We start from the raw sequence: 17,044 nt of genomic DNA on the forward strand, positions 1-17,044 counted from the left end.
CTCTACAACGGTCAGCTCCCGCAATCAGTGCTGAAGGGCCGAACGCCCATTGATGCGCTCAAGGACTGGCAAAAACAAAGGCCGGACCTGTTCAGGAAGAGGCCGTATAATCACATGGGATGTGACACCTAGGGATCAAATTGCATGAAGGCAGCGAAAAAGACTTGGCGTAAGCGTCTATCAAAGTGGTGGCATGGAGAGTTTAAAACGTATGACACGCCGGGAGTCTTTGGATTCTACATGGAGCGCCATTGGACTGCGACAGCGGCCCGTAGGGTTGCCTCTTTCTATATTAGGCATTGGCAGTGGGTGTGGTCCACGTTGATCGCTTTGGCGGCGCTGGTGGTTTCCCTCAAGCTGACCTGAGCCTCAATAACAACAACAATAACAATAAAGCCGCCCACGCTTTTGAAGTCGGTTGTGCAAAAGGGGAGTACGGCCTGTGGGACCCCTATTCGATTTTCATAGGGATGCCCGGTGTAGCTATGCTGCCCCTGCGTCGGATGCGCTATTTCCCTATCTGCCTATCACCCTGCCAATAGACCTTGCCCATGTGTCAGGCCAGTTGGGAGTCAGAATAGGCTGACAATGGAGTGGGTTTAGCCTTTTGGCAGTCTGTCACTCCGTATGTCTTAAACCCTATTGGCAGGAATACGACCATGACGGCAATCGTTGGATATGCACGGACCAGCACCCTTGAGCAGGTGGCAGGCTTCGAAGCCCAGCTTCGGGACCTCAAGGCTGCTGGCTGTACCAAGTTGTTTCAGGAGCAGGTGAGTTCGGTAGCAAAGCGACAGCAACTTGAAGCTGTCTTGGATTATCTAAGGGAGGGTGACACCCTGATCGTCACCAAGCTGGACCGTTTGGCCCGCAACGTGGCCCACCTTGGGCAGCTTGTGGCAATGCTCAGGGGCAAGGGCGTCAGTCTGCGTGTTCTTGATCTGGGTCTGGATACCGGGACGCCGACCGGAGAGCTCATCCTGAACATGATGGGAGCAGTGGCCCAGTTCGAACGGCAGATGATGTTGGAACGGCAGCGAGAAGGCATCGCCAAGGCCAAGTCTGAGGGAAAGTACAAAGGTCGGGCCCCTACTGCAATTAGACAGGCTCAGAGAGCCCATGAACTGGCCGCTGAGGGGGTGCAGAGGGCTGAGATAGCCCTGAGGTTAGGTATGTCGGAAAGGTCGGTATATAGAGCTCTCAAGCACTGTCCTTCGTGATCATCGGAAGCGCTCTATCAGGCGGCACGTTTGTGGCCGGCACTAACTAAAGACATGGGCTGCAAACCCGATAGGTTCGTATGTCGAACGGGTAGCGTTAAGAGGGGTAACTAATGTCTTTGCCAACACCTACCGACATCATGGATGCACTCAATAAGGCGAAGGAGCCCGAAGCTCACTCATACGCCTCTGTCTTCTCAAGTAGGAAGACGGCTCCTGACGACGGATGGGCTTTGCTTGATGCGATATTTGGCCTTCACGAACGCCTAGACAATGCAGATGAACCATTTGGACCGATGTTCACCATGGGTAGTAGGCGTTCGTTTTTGCCCCAGGACTTGTCCGATGAGCAACTGGATTGGTTGTCTGAACTTGAACAAGAGGTCCAGGACCCAGAGTTCTGCGCTCGGCTGGCTGACATGCTCTGGCTCTGCAAGAAGGATGGCAAAGCAGCAAGACGCGCCGTGAGGTACTATCTCGATGCTGGTTTGGCAGTTGAGAACTTGGATCACTGGCCCACTTCTGTAGACCGCTACACACGTTCGTATCGGCTTGCGACACAGCTTGGTCGGAAAAGCGAACTTCGGGATCAGGTACTTAGCTTCCTACTCGACAGATTGCGTGTCCACCGTGGTGATGACCCGAGATGGTTTTCGCTCAGGATTATGCTTTTACTCTATGAAGCTCGTCACGGTGCCCATGATGAACTGCTGGTTTTTGCTCAGACCGCAGTTGCACGAGCAGAACGCGAAGGCGACTTCAGACGTCAAAGGGACTACCTCAATTTCATCGTTAAGCTGCATCATCGTGAAAAGGACACTGATGCAGAAGAGGAGGCCCGTGTTGATGTCGCGCAGAGTTTCAAAGCAGAGGCAGAGGCCGTAGAGACCGAAGGTACCGGGATAAACTCTCATCACTTTTGGGAGGAAGCCGTCAAAGCCTATCGAGAACGTGCATCGCTCAAGGACCAAGTGCCAACTCTCCAGAAGCGTTTAGCCGCCGCTGGACGTGCAGTTATTGAATCTATGAAAGAGCATTCGCACAGCACCGACATAAGCGAGCTGGTCAAGCACCTACAAGCACAGTTCACGGAACAGTCAGCAGACGTGGCACTTTGCAGATTTGTCATGTTCGGTCTGAACCAGCCGGATACAATGAAAGAGGAAGTCGAGAAGTCACGCCACGAGTTCATCGCCTCCATGTTCCATACACGAATCTTCGATTACGAGGGGCGCACGGTAGCGGTCGCACCCGGCGGGCTTTCGCCTGACGATCCCGGGTACGAAGAGCGTGTCAAAGCTGACGTCCAGCGCAACATGGGCCTCCAGCGTGGCTTTGCTGCACAGGCCCAGATTGCTGTGGCGCTCAGGATCATCACCTCTGAACATATCATTGATGCTGCTTTCCTTGGCGAAAAGCTCGCAGATAGTAAGTTCATCCCGGAAGGCAGGCTGGAACACTACGCCCAAGGACTTTCTTACGGCTTCGAGTGGAAGTTTGACCACTCTACTCTGTTCCTAATACCCCAGTTTGAGGCTGGTCTCCGAAATATTGCTACGCAACTTGGCTTGATCCCCCGCAACGTACAACCCTCCGGGGTGGAAGAGGCGTGGACGCTTGACCGACTTCTGTCGGAGGCAGATATGGTCGCAACCCTAGGGCCAGCCTTGATCTTTGAACTGCGCTCTTTGCTGATCGAGCAGTTCGGTCCCAAGTTCCGCCACAATGTCTCTCACGGCTTGGTCCCCCCAGCAGCCTTGCAGGGCACAGACGCAATGTACGCGTGGTGGCTGTTCCTAAGACTTTGCGTCGTGCCTACCAATCACTTTCAGAAGTTCGCTGTGCAGCACATCAATGATGCGTCGCAAGAAGAGGCGAAAGAAGAGCCTTTGTAAGGTGAAACGACCGAGCATATCGCTTCGGGACAATGCGAGTTACTGATACTAAGCAAAGTGGCTAGATTATGCCGCTGTTAGGGGAAGCCATTGAAATCATTAGCAATGCCTCATGCAGCTTAGCGATGCTGAACCCCTGCCCATACCCCTCACTGACCCCTTGGGACTTCCAGCCGCCAATCTTCTCCCTGACATCCTTGGGCACCCCAGCGTCCCTCAGGCGGTCTACCAGCGTGTGTCGGAAGCTGTGAAGCCCCTGACCCGCCTTTGCCAAGCCGTTGTCCTTCAGCCACTTGTTCAGGGCTGCTGAGGCACTGTTGGGGTTGAACGTCGCACCAGCCTTCCGGGGTTGGAACACCGGGAACAGATGCTCCCCCGCTGTTGTCATAGCCCGCTGTGCAGCCCACAGGGCTTCCCCGACCAAAGGGACCTTCCGCTCTGACTGGTCATTCTTCAGGCCCCGGTTGGCGTTTGGACGGATCAGGATATGCGGTACATCCCCGGTTAGGATCAGGTCCTCCTTGCGTAGCCCGACAACCTCAGCCTGCCTTGCCCCCGTGTCCGACAACATTGCGATAGCCCAGCGCCTCTCATCGTCCACCTCCCGGCACCGTCGCCAGATGGCCTCTAGCTCGGACAGGGCGTAGGTCAGCCGCTTATGGGGCTTCTCAGAGCCCTTCCCAGCGATAGTCAGGCTCTCAAAGGGGTTGGGGATGCCAAGCTCAAACTCCCTGATCGCCGTGTCGAACACGGGCTTGACCTGATAGACGTATTTGGAGATCGTCTCTGCGGTGATGCCCCGCTTGCGCAACTTCTCAACAAACCGGTTTGCGTGCTCTCTGCGGACATCCGTCAGGATGGCGTCTCCGGTGATGCCCATGAGCACCGACCATGCCCGGTCATACTGTTGTTGAGCAGTCTTGTTCCTTGGTCCTTTGCCTAGGGCAATGTGCTTTTCTTGTGCATCACTCAGTGTCCGAGGCATCTGCTTGCCCATCAGGAGGTCATAGGTCAGCCTGCTTTGTGGGTCCGGTTCTGGGCGATAGTCTCCCGGCTCGTACGGCCCCCCTGTGAGGGTCTGTACAAGGTCTTCAAGGGCAGTACTGTCTGGATAACGCAGCCCATCACCGGGCTTCAGACCAGCGGCCTCCAGACGTCCCAGCGCCGCTTTGGGGTCTACAGCCTCACCAAACCCACTGCTGAGGTGATTAGCCCATAGGGCGTCCTGCCGCTTGGCGTGGTCGTTGGCGCGTTTCGCAGCCTCTATCTGATCGCCAGTCTTCAGTGAGAAAAACAACCCTGACTGAGGCTTGCCCTTGGCATCGCGGTGCAAGCCCTCACATCCCACAGCCACGCGGCGGCGGAAGTACCAGACATTGCCCTTCTTCTGGATGTACTTGGCGGACAAGCGGAAAGCTCCTGAATCGAATAGCAAGACCACGGTGTGTCACCTTTTGTGTCACCCTGTGGATACTGGCACTTCGTCCAGACGGTTGATATTGTTAAGAAAAAACAATAAACCGTGGCGGAGGCGGTGGGATTCGAACCCACGGTGGGCTTTCACCCACGTCGGTTTTCAAGACCGGTGCAATCAACCACTCTGCCACGCCTCCGACGGGCGTCGATTAGCGCGGGGGGCGGGGCGGCGCAAGGCTTTGCGGTGGCGCGACCCTGTGATGCCGGACCCGATAAAGCGGCCCCGGCCCCGGCGGGGCCGGGTGTCAGCGGCGCAGGGTGACGGTGCGGTCGGCGCCCGCGATCTCGATCGCGGCGATGCGGGACAGCTGCACGAAGCTGATCGGCAGCGCCACGGTGATGGTGTCGGTCACGGGATTGGCGGGCAGGGCTGCGGCGGGGCTGCCCTCGGGCGGGGGCGAGGCGACAAAGCGCAGGCGCAGGACGCCATCCGCATCCGGGGCCAGCCGGTCGCCGGGCTGTGCACGCGCGGTCACCAAAGCGGCCGAGTGATAGCCCTTGACCGGGCCAAAGCCGCGCAGGACCAGCAGGCGCCCCTCGGGCAGGGGCTGCCATTCGGCGCCCAGGATCTGGGGAACCGAAGGGCGCAGATCCGCCGTCTGGTCATATCCGCCCTCGGGCGCGATATCGGGGACATTGGCCGACAGGCGCGCACCGCCGCCGAAAGGGTTCCAGCGGCTGTCCCCGAACCGCCCGCATCCGGTCAGGGCGAGGGCGCCGATCAGCAGGGTCAGGGTCAGTCTGGTCATGGCGCATTCCTTCGGCAATCCTGCCTTGGTGATAGGCGATCCGGGCCGCGCCGAAAAGCCTCTTTGACCTTCGCCGAAGGCCGCGCTAGGCCGGACCCGCACGAAAAGGAGCATCCCATGGCCACCCCCGCATTCGAGGATATCGCCGAGACCTTCGATTTTCTGGATGACTGGGAAGACCGGTATCGCCATCTGATCGAGCTGGGCAAGGCGATGCCGCCGCTGGACCCGGCCTTTCAGGTGCCTGCCACCAAGGTCGATGGCTGCGCCAGTCAGGTCTGGATCCTGCCCCGGCTGGAAGGCACCCGCTTTGACTTTCAGGGCGAAAGCGATGCGATGATCGTGCGCGGGCTGATCGCGGTGCTGCATGCACTGTATTCAGGGCTGCCGGTCGATCAGGTGGGGCAGGTCGATGCCCAGGCCGCGCTGGCGCGGTTGGGCCTCGATGAACATCTGTCGGCGCAGCGATCCAACGGGGTGCGCGCGATGGTCGAACGGATCAGGCTGCTGGCCGCCGACGCAGGCTGATCCAGCCGCCGCCCAGCACGCGGGTGCCGTCCGCCTGGTAGAAGACGCAGGCCTGTCCGGGGCTGACGCCGTCCTCGGGGTCCAGCAGCTCGATTTCCGCGCGGCGGCCGGGCAGGGGGCGCAGGATCGCCGGGCGGGGCGGACGGGTCGACCGGATACGGACCAGACAGGGGATCTCGCCCTCGAAAGGCTCGTCGCCCAGCCAGTTCACCTCGGTCACGGCGACGGTGCGGGTGGACAGCGCCTCGCGCGGGCCGACGACGACACGGCGGGTTTCGGGTTCCAACCGCAGCACATACAAGGGATCGCCCCCGCCGATGCCCAGGCCCCGGCGCTGCCCGATCGTATAGTGGATCACGCCGCGATGGGTGCCCAGCACGCGGCCCTGCTGATCGACGATCTCGCCGGGATCGGCGGCACCGGGGCGCAGCTTTTCGATCACCGCCGCATAATCGCCATTGGGCACGAAACAGATGTCCTGACTGTCGGGCTTGTCCGCCACACCAAGCCCGTATTGGGTGGCCAGCGCCCGCGTTTCCGCCTTGCTGACCAGATGGCCCAGGGGAAAGCGCAGGAAATCCAGCTGTTCCTGCGTGGTCGAGAACAGGAAGTAGCTTTGATCGCGGGCCGGATCGGCAGCCATGTGCAGCTCGGCCCGGTGGGGGCCGGGCTTGCGCTGGATGTAGTGGCCCGTCGCCATGCAATCGGCATCCAGATCGCGCGCCGTCTGCAGCAGATCGCGGAACTTGACCCGTTCATTGCAGCGGATGCAGGGCACCGGGGTCGCACCCGCCAGATAGGCGTCGGCAAATTCGTCGATCACCGATTCTCGAAACTTGTTCTCGTAATCAAGAACATAGTGGGGGAACCCCATCCGTTCGGCCACGCGGCGGGCGTCATGGATGTCCTGACCCGCACAGCAGGCCCCCTTTTTCGCCAGCGCCGCGCCGTGATCGTACAGCTGCAGCGTCACGCCGATGACGTCATACCCCTCGGCCTTCAGTTGGGCGGCCACGACCGAACTGTCCACGCCTCCCGACATGGCCACGACAACGCGCGTCTGCGCCGGCGGCTTGGCAAAGCCCAGACTGTTCAGATCGGTGCGCGGCGGCGGCGAGGCAATCATATTCATCGGAGGTCTTTCGGCCCAAAGGGCATGTCGGACGACAGGGGTATTGGAAGGTGCTTAGAAATATAGGCAAATACCCGGCATTCTCAACCCCGGGGCGGGCCTTGGCGGGACATGGGCTAACCCGGGCTTAAGCTGTTTGCCGCAAGCATGACAGATGTTCGACAAAGGGCGTTGCCATGTTTGTGAAAAAGACGTCCGGTCCGCGCCTCGTGACGCTTGAGGATGGGCGCATCCTCAGCGTCGCGGACCTGCCGCAGCCCGATACCCGATGGGTCGCCGCGCGCAAGCAGACGGTCGTGCTGGCCGTCCTGCACAAGCTGATCAGCCGCGACGACGCCCTGCGCCGCTATGGCCTGTCGGATGAGGAATTCGACGGTTGGTGCCGCGCTGCCGCCCGATACGGCAAGGCCGGGCTGCGGGTGACCGCATTGCAAAAATACAGACAACCTTAGGTTGATCGATGCGGGGGATGCCGGTAACCAGTTTTTAACATCTTCGCGACATGATCGCGAGATAATGAATTGCGAATCGGGGGAATGACGAAACGATGCGAATCCTTCTGGTGGAAGACGATCCCAGCACCGCCCGTGCGATCGACCTGATGCTGACGGCTGCCAGCTATAACGTGTTCCTCACCGATATGGGCGAGGAGGGGATCGATCTGGCCAAGCTGTATGACTATGACCTGATCCTGCTGGATCTGGACCTTCCCGACATGCACGGGATGGAGGTTCTGCGCCATCTGCGGCTGGCGCGGATCGACACACCGATCCTGATCCTGACCGGTTCGGACGATACGGAAAGCAAGCTGCGCGGCTTTGGCTTCGGGGCCGACGACTACATGACCAAGCCCTTTGACCGCGAGGAATTGCAGGCCCGCATTCAGGCGATCATCCGGCGGTCCAAGGGGCACAGTCAGGCGCTGATCCGGACGGGCGACATCACGGTCAATCTGGACGCCCGCTCGGTCGAGGTGCGGGGCAAGCCGGTGAACTTGACGGGGAAGGAGTATCAGATTCTGGAACTGCTGAGCCTGCGCAAGGGCACCACCCTGACCAAAGAGATGTTTCTGAACCATCTTTATGGTGGCATGGATGAACCGGAACTGAAGATCATCGATGTCTTCATCTGCAAGCTGCGCAAGAAACTATCCGAGGCGATCGGCGGTGCTAGTCATATCGAGACGGTTTGGGGGCGCGGCTATGTCCTGCGCGACCCCACCCCGGGGACCGAGGAACGGCTGGCCATCGGGGCGTGACGGGGCAAAATTCGGAACCCTGACGCCCCTGCCATCGCCGGATGCCGGGACTGAACAGCCAGACCGTTGCCGGACCCGTGCACCTGCCAAAAGCCACGCAGCTTCTGGACGATCGCGCGCCCTTGGGCGATACCCGCAACTGACGCGGGACCGGGCGATCCGGCCGGACAGGGGCCACGAGGGCCAGGGGGCAGCGATGGCGCACAGCATGGCGGACAGACAGCCGGCAGGAGATCTGGACCCCGAACAGGCCGCAGCCGAGATTGCGGACCTGTCGGCCCGGGTGGCCGCCGCAAACGAGGATTACCACACCCGCGACGCCCCCCGGATCGCGGATGCCGATTACGATGCCCTCAAGGCCCGGCTGCTGGCGCTGGAACAGGCCTTTCCTCAGCTCGCCTTGCCCGACAGCCCGACCGGTCAGGTGGGCGCCCCGGTGGCCGAAGGGTTCGGCAAGGTCGTCCACGCCCAACGGATGATGTCGCTTGGCAATGCCTTTACGGAGACCGAGGTGCAGGAATTCACCGCCCGCATCCGCAGCTTTCTGAACCTGCCGCCCGATCACCCCCTGCAACTGACCGCCGAGCCCAAGATCGACGGCCTGTCCCTGTCGCTGCGCTACGAGGGCGGGCGTCTGGTGCAGGCGGCCACCCGTGGCGACGGGCGCGTGGGCGAAAACGTGACCGCCAATGCCCGCACGATTGCCGATATCCCCCAGCAGCTGACCGGCCCGGCGCCCGAGATCCTTGAGGTTCGGGGCGAGGTCTATATGAGCCATGGCGACTTCGCGGCGCTGAACGCCTCGGATGCGGGGCGGGTCTTTGCCAATCCGCGCAATGCCGCCGCCGGATCGTTGCGCCAGATCGACCCCGCCGTGACCGCCCGCCGCCCGCTGCGCTTTTTCGCCTATGGCTGGGGCGCACTGTCGGAACCGCTGGCGCCCACGCAGATGGGCGCGGTCGCGCGTCTGCAGGATCTGGGCTTTCAGACCAACCCGCTGACCCGCCTGTGTGACAGCGCCGAGGATCTGATCGCGACCTGGGCCGATATCGAACAACAGCGCGCCAGCCTTGGCTATGACATCGACGGCGTCGTCTATAAGGTGAACGATCTGGGCTTTCAGGCGCGGCTCGGGTTCCGCTCGACCACGCCCCGGTGGGCGCTGGCGCATAAATTTCCGGCGGAAACCGCCTGGACCCGGCTGGACCGGATCGAGATTCAGGTGGGCCGCACCGGCGCCCTGTCCCCGGTCGCCCGGCTGGAACCGGTGACGGTGGGCGGTGTCGTCGTGTCGAACGCCACCCTGCACAACGAGGATTACATCGCCGGTCGTGACAATACCGGCGCGCTGATCCGCGAGGGGCGCGATATCCGCGAGGGCGATTGGGTCAAGATCTATCGCGCGGGCGACGTGATCCCCAAGATCGCCGATGTGGACCTGTCGCGCCGCCGTGGTGACAGCGCGCCCTTTGTCTTTCCGACGCTCTGCCCCGAATGCGGGTCCGAGGCGATCCGCGAACCGGGCGACAGCGTGCGCCGTTGCACCGGTGGGCTGATCTGTCCCGCGCAGGCGGTTGAAAAACTGAAGCATTTCGTCAGCCGCGCCGCATTCGACATCGACGGGCTGGGCACCAAGCAGATCGAGATGTTCCTTACCGACAAGGATCTGCCGATCCGTGAACCCGCCGATATCTTCACGCTGGCCGAGCGGGACGCCAAAAACCTGGGCAAACTGAAGAACCGCGACGGCTTTGGCGCCCGCTCGACAGAGAAACTGTTCGCGGCGATCGAGGAAAGCCGCTCTATCCCCCTGGCCAAGCTGATCTTTGCCCTTGGCATCCGCCATGTGGGCGAGGTGGCGGGCGCGACGCTGGCGCGCCATTTCGGCGACTGGCCGACGCTGATCACGGCCATCGACGGCGCCGCGCAGGAACCGGCCTTTGCCGCGCCCGACGACAAGGCCCGCCGTGCGGCGCTGCCCGACAGCCCGCATTGGGCCGAACTGACCGGCATCGACGGGATCGGCGCCGTGCTGGTGCAATCGCTGGTCACGACCTTTGCCCAAGGCACGGAACGGCAGGTCATCGACCGGCTGGCGGCGTTGCTGGACATTCAGCCAGCCACGGATGCAGGCGCTGTGCAGACCGAGATCTCGGGCAAGACGCTGGTCTTTACCGGCACGCTGGAACGCATGACCCGGGCCGAGGCCAAGGCGCGGGCCGAGGCGATGGGCGCCAAGGTCGCAGGCTCGGTCAGTGCCAAGACCGATCTGCTGATCGCGGGGCCGGGGGCTGGGTCCAAGGCCGCCAAGGCCAGCGATCTGGGCGTCACGGTCATCGACGAGGATGAATGGCTGCGCATCGCGGGGGCGGGATGAGCGCGCCCAAGGGTCGCCCTCCGGCGCTGTTTCCGCTGTTCGCGGGCATCGACACGCTGCCCGGCATCGGTCCCAAGGGCCGCGCCGCGCTGGAACAGATGGGCATCGACAAGCCCCGCGATCTGATCCTGACCCTGCCTGCCAGCGGGGTGACGCGGCGCCGCATCGCCCACATTGCGGATGCCCATGCGCCCGAGATCGTCACCCTGACCCTGACGGTGACGCGCCATCATCCGCCGCAGGTCAAGGGCCGCCCGTGGCGGGTTCATTGCAGCGATGGCGCCGGGGGCGATCTGACGCTGATCTTTTTTCGCGCCCATGCCGCCTGGATCGAGGGGCAGCTGCCCGTCGGCGCCCGGCGCTTCATCAGCGGCAAGCTGGAATTCTTCGACGGGATGGCGCAGATCGTCCATCCCGATCACATTCTGGCCGAGGGCGACGATCTGCCCGCCGCGTTCGAGCCGGTCTATCCCCTGTCCGCCGGGCTGACGCAAAAGGGCATGGCCCGCGCGGTCGAGGCGGCGCTGATCCGCCTGCCCGAGGCCGACGAATGGATCGACCCCGCGCTGTTGGTCGCCCGGGGCTGGCCGGGCTTTGCGCAGGCTCTGCGGATGGCCCATGCGCCGGGCGCGCCTGCCGATCTGTCGCCCGACAGTCCGGCCCGGGCGCGTCTGGCCTATGACGAGTTTCTGGCCCATCAGATGACGCTGGCTTTGGTGCGGCGCGAACGGCGGCGGCAAAAGGGCCGTGCCAGCGCGGGCGATGGGCGGTTGCGCGACCGCGTGCTGGCCAGCCTGCCCTGGCCGCCCACCGCCGCGCAGACCCGCACCGCCGCCGAGATCGCCGCCGACATGGCCAGCGATCAGCGGATGAACCGTTTGCTGCAGGGCGATGTCGGCGCGGGCAAGACGCTGGTCGCGATGCTGTCGGCGCTGGCCGCGGTCGAGGCCGGGGGGCAGGCCGTGCTGATGGCGCCCACCGAAATTCTGGCCCGCCAGCATGCCCGCGCGCTGGAGCCTTTGGCGCAAGCTGCGGGCATCCGTCTGGCGGCGCTGACCGGGCGCGACAAGCGCGATCTGCGCGGGCAGATCCTTGAGGATCTGGCGGCGGGGCGCATCGATATTCTGGTGGGCACCCATGCGGTCTTTCAGAAAGACGTTCAGTTTCATGATCTGCGGCTGGCGATCATCGACGAACAGCACCGTTTCGGCGTGGCACAGCGGTTGCAATTGCAGGCCAAGGGCGAGGTGCCGCCCGACATGCTGATCATGACCGCGACGCCGATCCCGCGATCGCTGGCCTTGTCGCATTATGGCGATCTGGACTTGTCGGTGCTGGATGAAAAACCGCCCGGACGCCAACCGATCACCACCGTGATGATCGCCGACCAGCGCATCGATCAGGTGACCGAACGGCTGCGCGCGGCGATGGCGCAGGGCGCGCGGGCCTATTGGGTCTGCCCGCTGGTCGAGGAAAGCGAGGTCAGCGACCTGACCGCCGCCGAGGCGCGCTTTACCCATCTGCGCGCGCTGTTCGGCGACCGGGTGCGGCTGGTGCATGGCCAGATGCCCCCCGATCAGCGCGACGCGGCGATGGCCGATTTCGCCAGCGGCACGGCGCAGCTGCTGGTCGCGACCACGGTGATCGAGGTGGGGGTCGATGTGCCTCAGGCCACGATCATGGTGATCGAGCGCGCCGAAAGCTTTGGTCTGGCGCAGCTGCACCAGCTGCGGGGCCGGGTGGGGCGGGGGACCGGCGCCTCGACCTGCCTGCTGATGTATCACTCGCCTTTGAACGAGACCGGGGCGCGGCGTCTGACCACCCTGCGCGACACCGAGGACGGGTTCCGCATCGCCGAGGTCGATCTGGAGATGCGCGGCGCGGGCGATGTGATCGGCACCGCGCAATCGGGCCTGCCGCGATTTCGCATCGCCGATCTGGAACATCAGGCAGGGCTGATGGCCGTCGCGCGTCAGGATGCCCGCGCGTTGCTGGAACGCGATCCTGGCCTGGACAGCCCGCGCGGTCAGGCGCTGCGGCTACTGATGTGGCTGATGCAACAGGATCAGGCAATCCGGCTGATTCAGGTCGGATGAGCCGATGTTCTTATAAAGTTCTTTACGAATCGGTGATCATATGGGAACAAAGAAGCAACTTGAGAGAGGAGCTGCTGCCCATGTCCCGCGAAACCGCCACTGATCTTGTCGGGGCCGCCGCCCTGTCCCTGACCACCATCGTCCTGCTGTGGCTGCCCGCCTTTCTGCAGGTCTGACCCTCTGCCCCGCGTTGCTTTGGATGGCGCCCGCCTGTGCGCCGTCCGTTCCCCGGCACGCGCAACTGGACCGGCCCTGGCAGGGGTCGGTCTTTTTTTTATGATCGTTCGGGATCCGTTCAGGCGCTGGCCTGATCCATCGCCTCCAGCGTCGCCTCCCATGCCAAGAGGATCGAGGCATGGCGGTTGGGATAGGCGCGGGCGGGGATCAGCGCCTCCAGATCTTCAAAGGGGGCGGTGGGGGCGGGGGCGTTCTCGCGCAGCATGGCGCGCAGCTGGTCGCGGGCAGCGACAAGGCCCGCGCGGTCCAGACCGATCACCGCCTGCCCCAGAACCGAGGCCGAGGCCTGACCAAGCGCGCAGGCCCGCACCTCTTGCGCGAAATCCGTGATCCGGCCCTGATCCAGCGACAGATCGACGGTCACCGATGATCCGCATTGCGGCGAGCGGCGCTGGACGCTGGCCTGCGGTGCCGCAAGCCTGCCCTGCAGCGGGATCGAGGTCGTCAGCGCAAGAATGCGGCGCGAATAAAGCTGCATGAGGTCACTGTCGGCCATCATCTCTCCGGGTCGGGCTTTCGCGCGGGTGGGTCTGGGGTTAGATAGGGCCGCACCCGGCCAAAAGAAAGCCGCGAAAGGAAATCCGATGTTCGACCCGTCCAGCCTGACCTATGACGCGGCGGGGCTGATCCCCGCCATTGCGCAGGATGCCGCATCGGGCGAGGTGCTGATGATGGCCTGGATGAATGCCGATGCGGTGGCGCGCACGCTGGAGACCGGGCGCGTGACCTATTGGTCGCGGTCGCGGCAGGCCTTCTGGGTCAAGGGCGAAAGGTCCGGCCATGTGCAGGCGCTGGTCGAGATGCGGGTGGATTGCGACCGCGATTGCCTGCTGGTTGTGGTCGAGCAGACCGGCCCCGCCTGTCACACGAACCGGCGCAGCTGCTTTTATACGGCGCTGCGCGATGGGACCGAGGTCGAGATCATGGCGCCGATGGCATAGGGGGGCGCTGCCCCCCGTCCTGCGGACTCCCCCCGGGATATTTGCGCCAAGATGAAGGGTCAGAGGCCGATCATGTGGCGGATGTCGGTGGGGGTGGCGCCGTCGTCGCGGTAGTGGCGGATCGCGCGGGCATCGTCGCGTTTGGCAAGGCGGCGGCCCACATCGTCGCGGATCAGGCGGTGATGCAGATAGGCCGGGGTCGGCAGATCCAGCAGCCGTTGCAGCAGGACATGGATGAAGGTGGCGTCGAACAGATCCTTGCCGCGGGTGACAAGGGTGATGCCTTGCGCGGCATCATCCACGACCACCGCGAGATGATAGGATGTGCCCATGCCCCGCCGGGACAGGATCACATCGCCGATGCCTGCGCAGAACTGGTCGCGGGTCAGGATATGGTCGTGATCGGGCAGGATCCGGCGGTCGCGAAAGCCGATCCGGTCGAGGCCCAAGGCATCGAAGGCGCGGGCGGCGTCCAGACGGATCACGTCATCGGGCCCGGCATCGCGCAGATCGCAGCCCCGGCAGGTGCCGGGATAGATCAGCCCGTCGGGGCCTGCCGGTGGGGCGCCCTCCTGCGGGGCCGACAGGGCGGCGCGGATATCGCCGCGACGGCAGCGGCAGGGATAGGTCAGCGGCGCCAGCCGGGCCAGCGCCGCATGATAGGCGGGCATGCGGTCGGACTGGCGCATCACCGGCAACGGCCAGTCGAGCCCCAGCCAGTGCAGATCGTCATGAATCGCCCTGTCGAATTCCGGGCGGCAGCGGTCGCGGTCGATATCCTCGATGCGCAGATGAAAGCGGCCGTGGGCGGCGGCGGTCAGGGCCGAGAAAGCATGTCCCAGATGCAGAAGCCCCGTGGGCGAGGGGGCAAATCGGGTGATGTCGGGCGAGGTTACTGGGCCGCCAGCCATGCGCCGAAATCATCCTTGGCGCGCTGCGTATAGGCCGGATAGCGGTCCTTGCGACCGCGACGGCCCGACCGCGTATCGGGCAGCGGCGGGAAGAGGCCAAAATTCACGTTCATCGGCTGAAAGGTTTTCGCCTCGGCCCCGCCGGTGATGTGATGGATCAGCGCGCCGGTGGCCGTGGTCAAAGGCGGCGGGCCAAGGTCGCGGCCCAGGGCCTGCGCGGCGGCCATCCGGCCTGCCAGAAGGCCCATCGCGGCGCTTTCGACATAGCCCTCGACCCCCGTCACCTGACCGGCAAAGCGCAGATTGGGGCGCAGCCGCAGGCGCATCCGGTCGTCCATCAGCGTGGGCGAGTTCAGAAAGCTGTTCCTGTGAATGCCGCCAAGCCGGGCAAAGCTGGCATTCTGCAGACCGGGGATCATCCGGAACACCTGCGTCTGCGCGCCGTATTTCATCTTGGTCTGGAAGCCAACGATATTATAAAGTGTGCCCAAGGAATTGTCGCGACGCAGCTGAACGACGGCATAGGCCTTTTCGTCCGGCTTGTGCGGGTTGGTCAGGCCCACCGGCTTCATCGGGCCAAAGCGCAGCGTCTCGCGGCCGCGTTCGGCCATCACCTCGATGGGCAGGCAGCCGTCGAAATAGCCTGCGGTTTCGCCTTCGTGAAACTCGGTCTTGTCGGCGGCCAGAAGGGCGTCGAGGAAGGCCTCGTATTCCGGTTTGGTCATCGGGCAGTTGATATAGGCCTTTTGTTCGGCCAGCGTCTCGCCCTTGTCATAGCGCGACTGTTCCCAGGCAATCGCCATGTCGATGGTCTCGGCATGCACGATCGGGGCGATGGCGTCGAAGAAGGCCAGCGCCTCGGTGCCGGTGACGCCGCGGATGGCGCCTGCCAGCGCGTCCGATGTCAGCGGACCGGTCGCCACGATCCAGTTGCCATCCGTGGGCAGTTCGGTGATTTCGCCCGGCACGATGTCGATCAGCGGTTCGGCCTGCAGGGCCTGGGTGACGGCTGCGGAAAACGCCTCGCGGTCGACGGCCAGCGCGCCGCCTGCGGGCAAGCGGTGGCGGCCCGCCATGTCCATGATCAGCCCGCCCGCCGCGCGCATTTCCCAATGCAGCTGGCCCACGGCGTTCATCACGTCATCATCCGAACGGAAGCTGTTCGAGCAGACCATTTCCGCGCAATCGCCGGTCTTATGGGCGAACGTGCCGACCTGCGGGCGCATCTCGTGCAGGATGACGGGGACGCCGGCGCGGGAAATCTGCCAGGCGGCTTCGGACCCGGCCAGACCGGCGCCGATGATGTGAACGGGTTCCATGCGTGTCTCCATAAGGCGCGGGGCTAGCAAAGCGGGCCCGGAATGGAAAGGGGCGGCGCCATTGGCACCGCCCCCCGGATCATGCGACCGATGCTCGCAGAGATCGTCAGATCAGTCTGCAGCGGCTTCGGTCTGGGCTTCGGCGTCGTCGCCGCCTTCGCTGTCTTCCGACCGCAGCGCCGAGGGCGCGGCCAGATTGGCGATGACGAAGTCGCGGTCGATCGTCGCCTTGGCGCCGGACGGCAGCTTGACGTCGCTGATATGGATCGTGTCGCCGATTTCGCGGCCTGCCAGATCGACAGTCAGGTGATCGGGGATGTCACCCGCAGTCACGATCAGCTCGACCTCGTTGCGCACGGTGACCAGCGTGCCGCCCTTTTTCAGGCCGGGGCAGGTGTCCTCGTTGATGAACTCGACCGGAATGAACAGGTTCACCTTGGACGTGCGGCGCAGGCGCATGAAGTCGATGTGGATCGGCAGATCCTTGACGACGTCGCGCTGGACGGCCCGGCAGATGACGCGGACGTCGGGCTGGCCTTCGACCTGCATGTTCCACAGCGTGGACATGAAGCGTCCCGCGCGCAGCTGGGTCAGCAGCTTGTTGAAGTCGAACTGAATGGAAACCGGGTCTTTGCCGTCTCCATACACGATACCGGGCACCTTGCCATCGCGGCGAGCTTGGCGGGCGGCCCCCTTGCCTGACCCCGCGCGTGCCTCGGCCACCAGATTCGGAATCTCTTTGGCCATTGCTTTAATCCTTAAACGTTGTTGAGGGCGCCACCCTCCAAGGGTGCGTGACGCCAAGCGGTGCCCTTAGCGCAATGGGGGCCGGATGTGAAGCCGGAAACGCACGGTCGGGCCCCGGTCCGCACCGGCCAAGATCAGGTGATTTGACTTTGCGCCGC

Annotated in this window: 15 protein-coding genes, 1 tRNA gene and 1 pseudogene; 9 read left to right on the forward strand and 8 right to left on the reverse strand. The window is 63.6% G+C overall.

All coding sequences use genetic code 11. From position 1 onward, the window contains the following. The 3 genes and pseudogenes from EG885_RS23325 to EG885_RS14120 all read left to right on the forward strand — a co-directional run. Positions 1–132 (forward strand): annotated as a pseudogene (locus tag EG885_RS23325) (IS481 family transposase); the annotation flags it as partial. 527 nt (positions 133–659) lie between these two features. After that, positions 660–1,220: a recombinase family protein gene (locus EG885_RS14115; protein WP_131575684.1), complete on the forward strand. Its 561-nt coding sequence runs from the start codon at positions 660–662 to the stop codon at positions 1,218–1,220. Positions 1,221–1,333: 113 nt separating this feature from the next. Next, entirely contained in the window at positions 1,334–3,115 is a 1,782-nt protein-coding gene (locus EG885_RS14120) for a DUF4209 domain-containing protein (protein ID WP_131575686.1), read from the forward strand. A gap of 61 nt (positions 3,116–3,176) precedes the next feature. Here EG885_RS14120 and EG885_RS14125 read toward each other — a convergent pair whose 3' ends face one another. From EG885_RS14125 to EG885_RS14135, 3 genes are all read right to left on the reverse strand, one after another. Beyond that, entirely contained in the window at positions 3,177–4,523 is a 1,347-nt protein-coding gene (locus tag EG885_RS14125) for a tyrosine-type recombinase/integrase (RefSeq protein WP_131575688.1), read from the reverse strand. Positions 4,524–4,638: 115 nt separating this feature from the next. Continuing rightward, positions 4,639–4,728, reverse strand: a tRNA-Ser gene (locus tag EG885_RS14130). Between the two features lie 108 nt (positions 4,729–4,836). After that, positions 4,837–5,340 (reverse strand): hypothetical protein, encoded by a 504-nt coding sequence (locus EG885_RS14135; RefSeq protein WP_131575690.1) that lies wholly within the window; start codon positions 5,338–5,340, stop codon positions 4,837–4,839. A gap of 117 nt (positions 5,341–5,457) precedes the next feature. On the opposite strand from EG885_RS14135, the gene EG885_RS14140 reads away from it, so the two are divergent. Continuing rightward, positions 5,458–5,868, forward strand: coding sequence for a SufE family protein (locus EG885_RS14140; RefSeq protein WP_131575692.1), 411 nt, complete (start codon positions 5,458–5,460; stop codon positions 5,866–5,868). Here the strand turns inward: EG885_RS14140 and mnmA are convergent. Next, the gene (mnmA, locus tag EG885_RS14145) at positions 5,840–6,994 is read right to left on the reverse strand and encodes a tRNA 2-thiouridine(34) synthase MnmA (RefSeq protein WP_131575749.1); all 1,155 of its coding nucleotides are present in this window, start codon (positions 6,992–6,994) and stop codon (positions 5,840–5,842) included. The two genes, EG885_RS14140 and mnmA, sit on opposite strands and share 29 nt — an antisense overlap. 182 nt (positions 6,995–7,176) lie before the next feature. Between mnmA and sciP the strand changes: the two genes are divergently transcribed. From sciP to recG, 4 genes are all read left to right on the forward strand, one after another. Next, positions 7,177–7,452: a CtrA inhibitor SciP gene (gene sciP / locus EG885_RS14150; protein ID WP_131575694.1), complete on the forward strand. Its 276-nt coding sequence runs from the start codon at positions 7,177–7,179 to the stop codon at positions 7,450–7,452. Between the two features lie 95 nt (positions 7,453–7,547). Then, the gene (gene ctrA, locus EG885_RS14155) at positions 7,548–8,258 is read left to right on the forward strand and encodes a response regulator transcription factor CtrA (protein WP_131575696.1); all 711 of its coding nucleotides are present in this window, start codon (positions 7,548–7,550) and stop codon (positions 8,256–8,258) included. Between the two features lie 208 nt (positions 8,259–8,466). Further along, positions 8,467–10,635: an NAD-dependent DNA ligase LigA gene (gene ligA, locus EG885_RS14160; protein ID WP_131575698.1), complete on the forward strand. Its 2,169-nt coding sequence runs from the start codon at positions 8,467–8,469 to the stop codon at positions 10,633–10,635. Continuing rightward, positions 10,608–12,731, forward strand: coding sequence for an ATP-dependent DNA helicase RecG (gene recG, locus EG885_RS14165; protein WP_242679669.1), 2,124 nt, complete (start codon positions 10,608–10,610; stop codon positions 12,729–12,731). Before ligA ends, recG begins: the two co-directional genes overlap by 28 nt. Positions 12,732–13,026: 295 nt before the next feature. On the opposite strand, the gene EG885_RS14170 is transcribed toward recG, so the two are convergent. After that, a complete protein-coding gene (locus EG885_RS14170) occupies positions 13,027–13,467 on the reverse strand; it encodes an iron-sulfur cluster assembly scaffold protein (RefSeq protein ID WP_131575701.1) in 441 nt (146 codons plus the stop codon). A gap of 85 nt (positions 13,468–13,552) precedes the next feature. Between EG885_RS14170 and hisI the strand changes: the two genes are divergently transcribed. Then, complete coding sequence (gene hisI / locus EG885_RS14175) at positions 13,553–13,909, forward strand: phosphoribosyl-AMP cyclohydrolase (protein ID WP_131575703.1); 357 nt, start codon at positions 13,553–13,555, stop codon at positions 13,907–13,909. Positions 13,910–13,968: 59 nt separating this feature from the next. On the opposite strand, the gene gluQRS is transcribed toward hisI, so the two are convergent. The 3 genes from gluQRS to EG885_RS14190 form a co-directional block, all read right to left on the reverse strand. Further along, positions 13,969–14,820 carry a tRNA glutamyl-Q(34) synthetase GluQRS gene (gluQRS, locus tag EG885_RS14180; RefSeq protein ID WP_131575706.1) on the reverse strand — a complete coding sequence of 284 codons (852 nt, stop codon included), beginning with the start codon at positions 14,818–14,820 and terminating at the stop codon, positions 13,969–13,971. Continuing rightward, on the reverse strand, positions 14,802–16,139 hold the full coding sequence (gene trmFO / locus EG885_RS14185) for a methylenetetrahydrofolate--tRNA-(uracil(54)-C(5))-methyltransferase (FADH(2)-oxidizing) TrmFO (RefSeq protein ID WP_131575708.1): 1,338 nt from the start codon (positions 16,137–16,139) through the stop codon (positions 14,802–14,804). Before trmFO ends, gluQRS begins: the two co-directional genes overlap by 19 nt. A gap of 111 nt (positions 16,140–16,250) precedes the next feature. Further along, entirely contained in the window at positions 16,251–16,886 is a 636-nt protein-coding gene (locus EG885_RS14190) for a 50S ribosomal protein L25/general stress protein Ctc (protein ID WP_131575753.1), read from the reverse strand. Positions 16,887–17,044 lie beyond the last annotated feature (158 nt).

This window comes from Paracoccus nototheniae (assembly GCF_004335005.1).
In the GTDB taxonomy this organism is placed as follows: Bacteria; Pseudomonadota; Alphaproteobacteria; order Rhodobacterales; family Rhodobacteraceae; genus Paracoccus; species Paracoccus nototheniae.

Excerpts from the sequence above, each read along its gene's own strand:
- EG885_RS14170 (WP_131575701.1), bottom strand. The coding sequence starts at position 13,467 with ATGATGGCCGACAGTGACCTCATGCAGCTTTATTCGCGCCGCATTCTT.
- mnmA (WP_131575749.1), bottom strand. The coding sequence starts at position 6,994 with ATGATTGCCTCGCCGCCGCCGCGCACCGATCTGAACAGTCTGGGCTTT.
- sciP (WP_131575694.1), top strand. The coding sequence starts at position 7,177 with ATGTTTGTGAAAAAGACGTCCGGTCCGCGCCTCGTGACGCTTGAGGAT.
- gluQRS (WP_131575706.1), bottom strand. The coding sequence starts at position 14,820 with ATGGCTGGCGGCCCAGTAACCTCGCCCGACATCACCCGATTTGCCCCC.
- recG (WP_242679669.1), top strand. The coding sequence starts at position 10,608 with ATGGCTGCGCATCGCGGGGGCGGGATGAGCGCGCCCAAGGGTCGCCCT.
- ctrA (WP_131575696.1), top strand. The coding sequence starts at position 7,548 with ATGCGAATCCTTCTGGTGGAAGACGATCCCAGCACCGCCCGTGCGATC.
- hisI (WP_131575703.1), top strand. The coding sequence starts at position 13,553 with ATGTTCGACCCGTCCAGCCTGACCTATGACGCGGCGGGGCTGATCCCC.
- trmFO (WP_131575708.1), bottom strand. The coding sequence starts at position 16,139 with ATGGAACCCGTTCACATCATCGGCGCCGGTCTGGCCGGGTCCGAAGCC.
- EG885_RS14115 (WP_131575684.1), top strand. The coding sequence starts at position 660 with ATGACGGCAATCGTTGGATATGCACGGACCAGCACCCTTGAGCAGGTG.
- EG885_RS14135 (WP_131575690.1), bottom strand. The coding sequence starts at position 5,340 with ATGACCAGACTGACCCTGACCCTGCTGATCGGCGCCCTCGCCCTGACC.
- ligA (WP_131575698.1), top strand. The coding sequence starts at position 8,467 with ATGGCGGACAGACAGCCGGCAGGAGATCTGGACCCCGAACAGGCCGCA.
- EG885_RS14120 (WP_131575686.1), top strand. The coding sequence starts at position 1,334 with ATGTCTTTGCCAACACCTACCGACATCATGGATGCACTCAATAAGGCG.
- EG885_RS14140 (WP_131575692.1), top strand. The coding sequence starts at position 5,458 with ATGGCCACCCCCGCATTCGAGGATATCGCCGAGACCTTCGATTTTCTG.
- EG885_RS14190 (WP_131575753.1), bottom strand. The coding sequence starts at position 16,886 with ATGGCCAAAGAGATTCCGAATCTGGTGGCCGAGGCACGCGCGGGGTCA.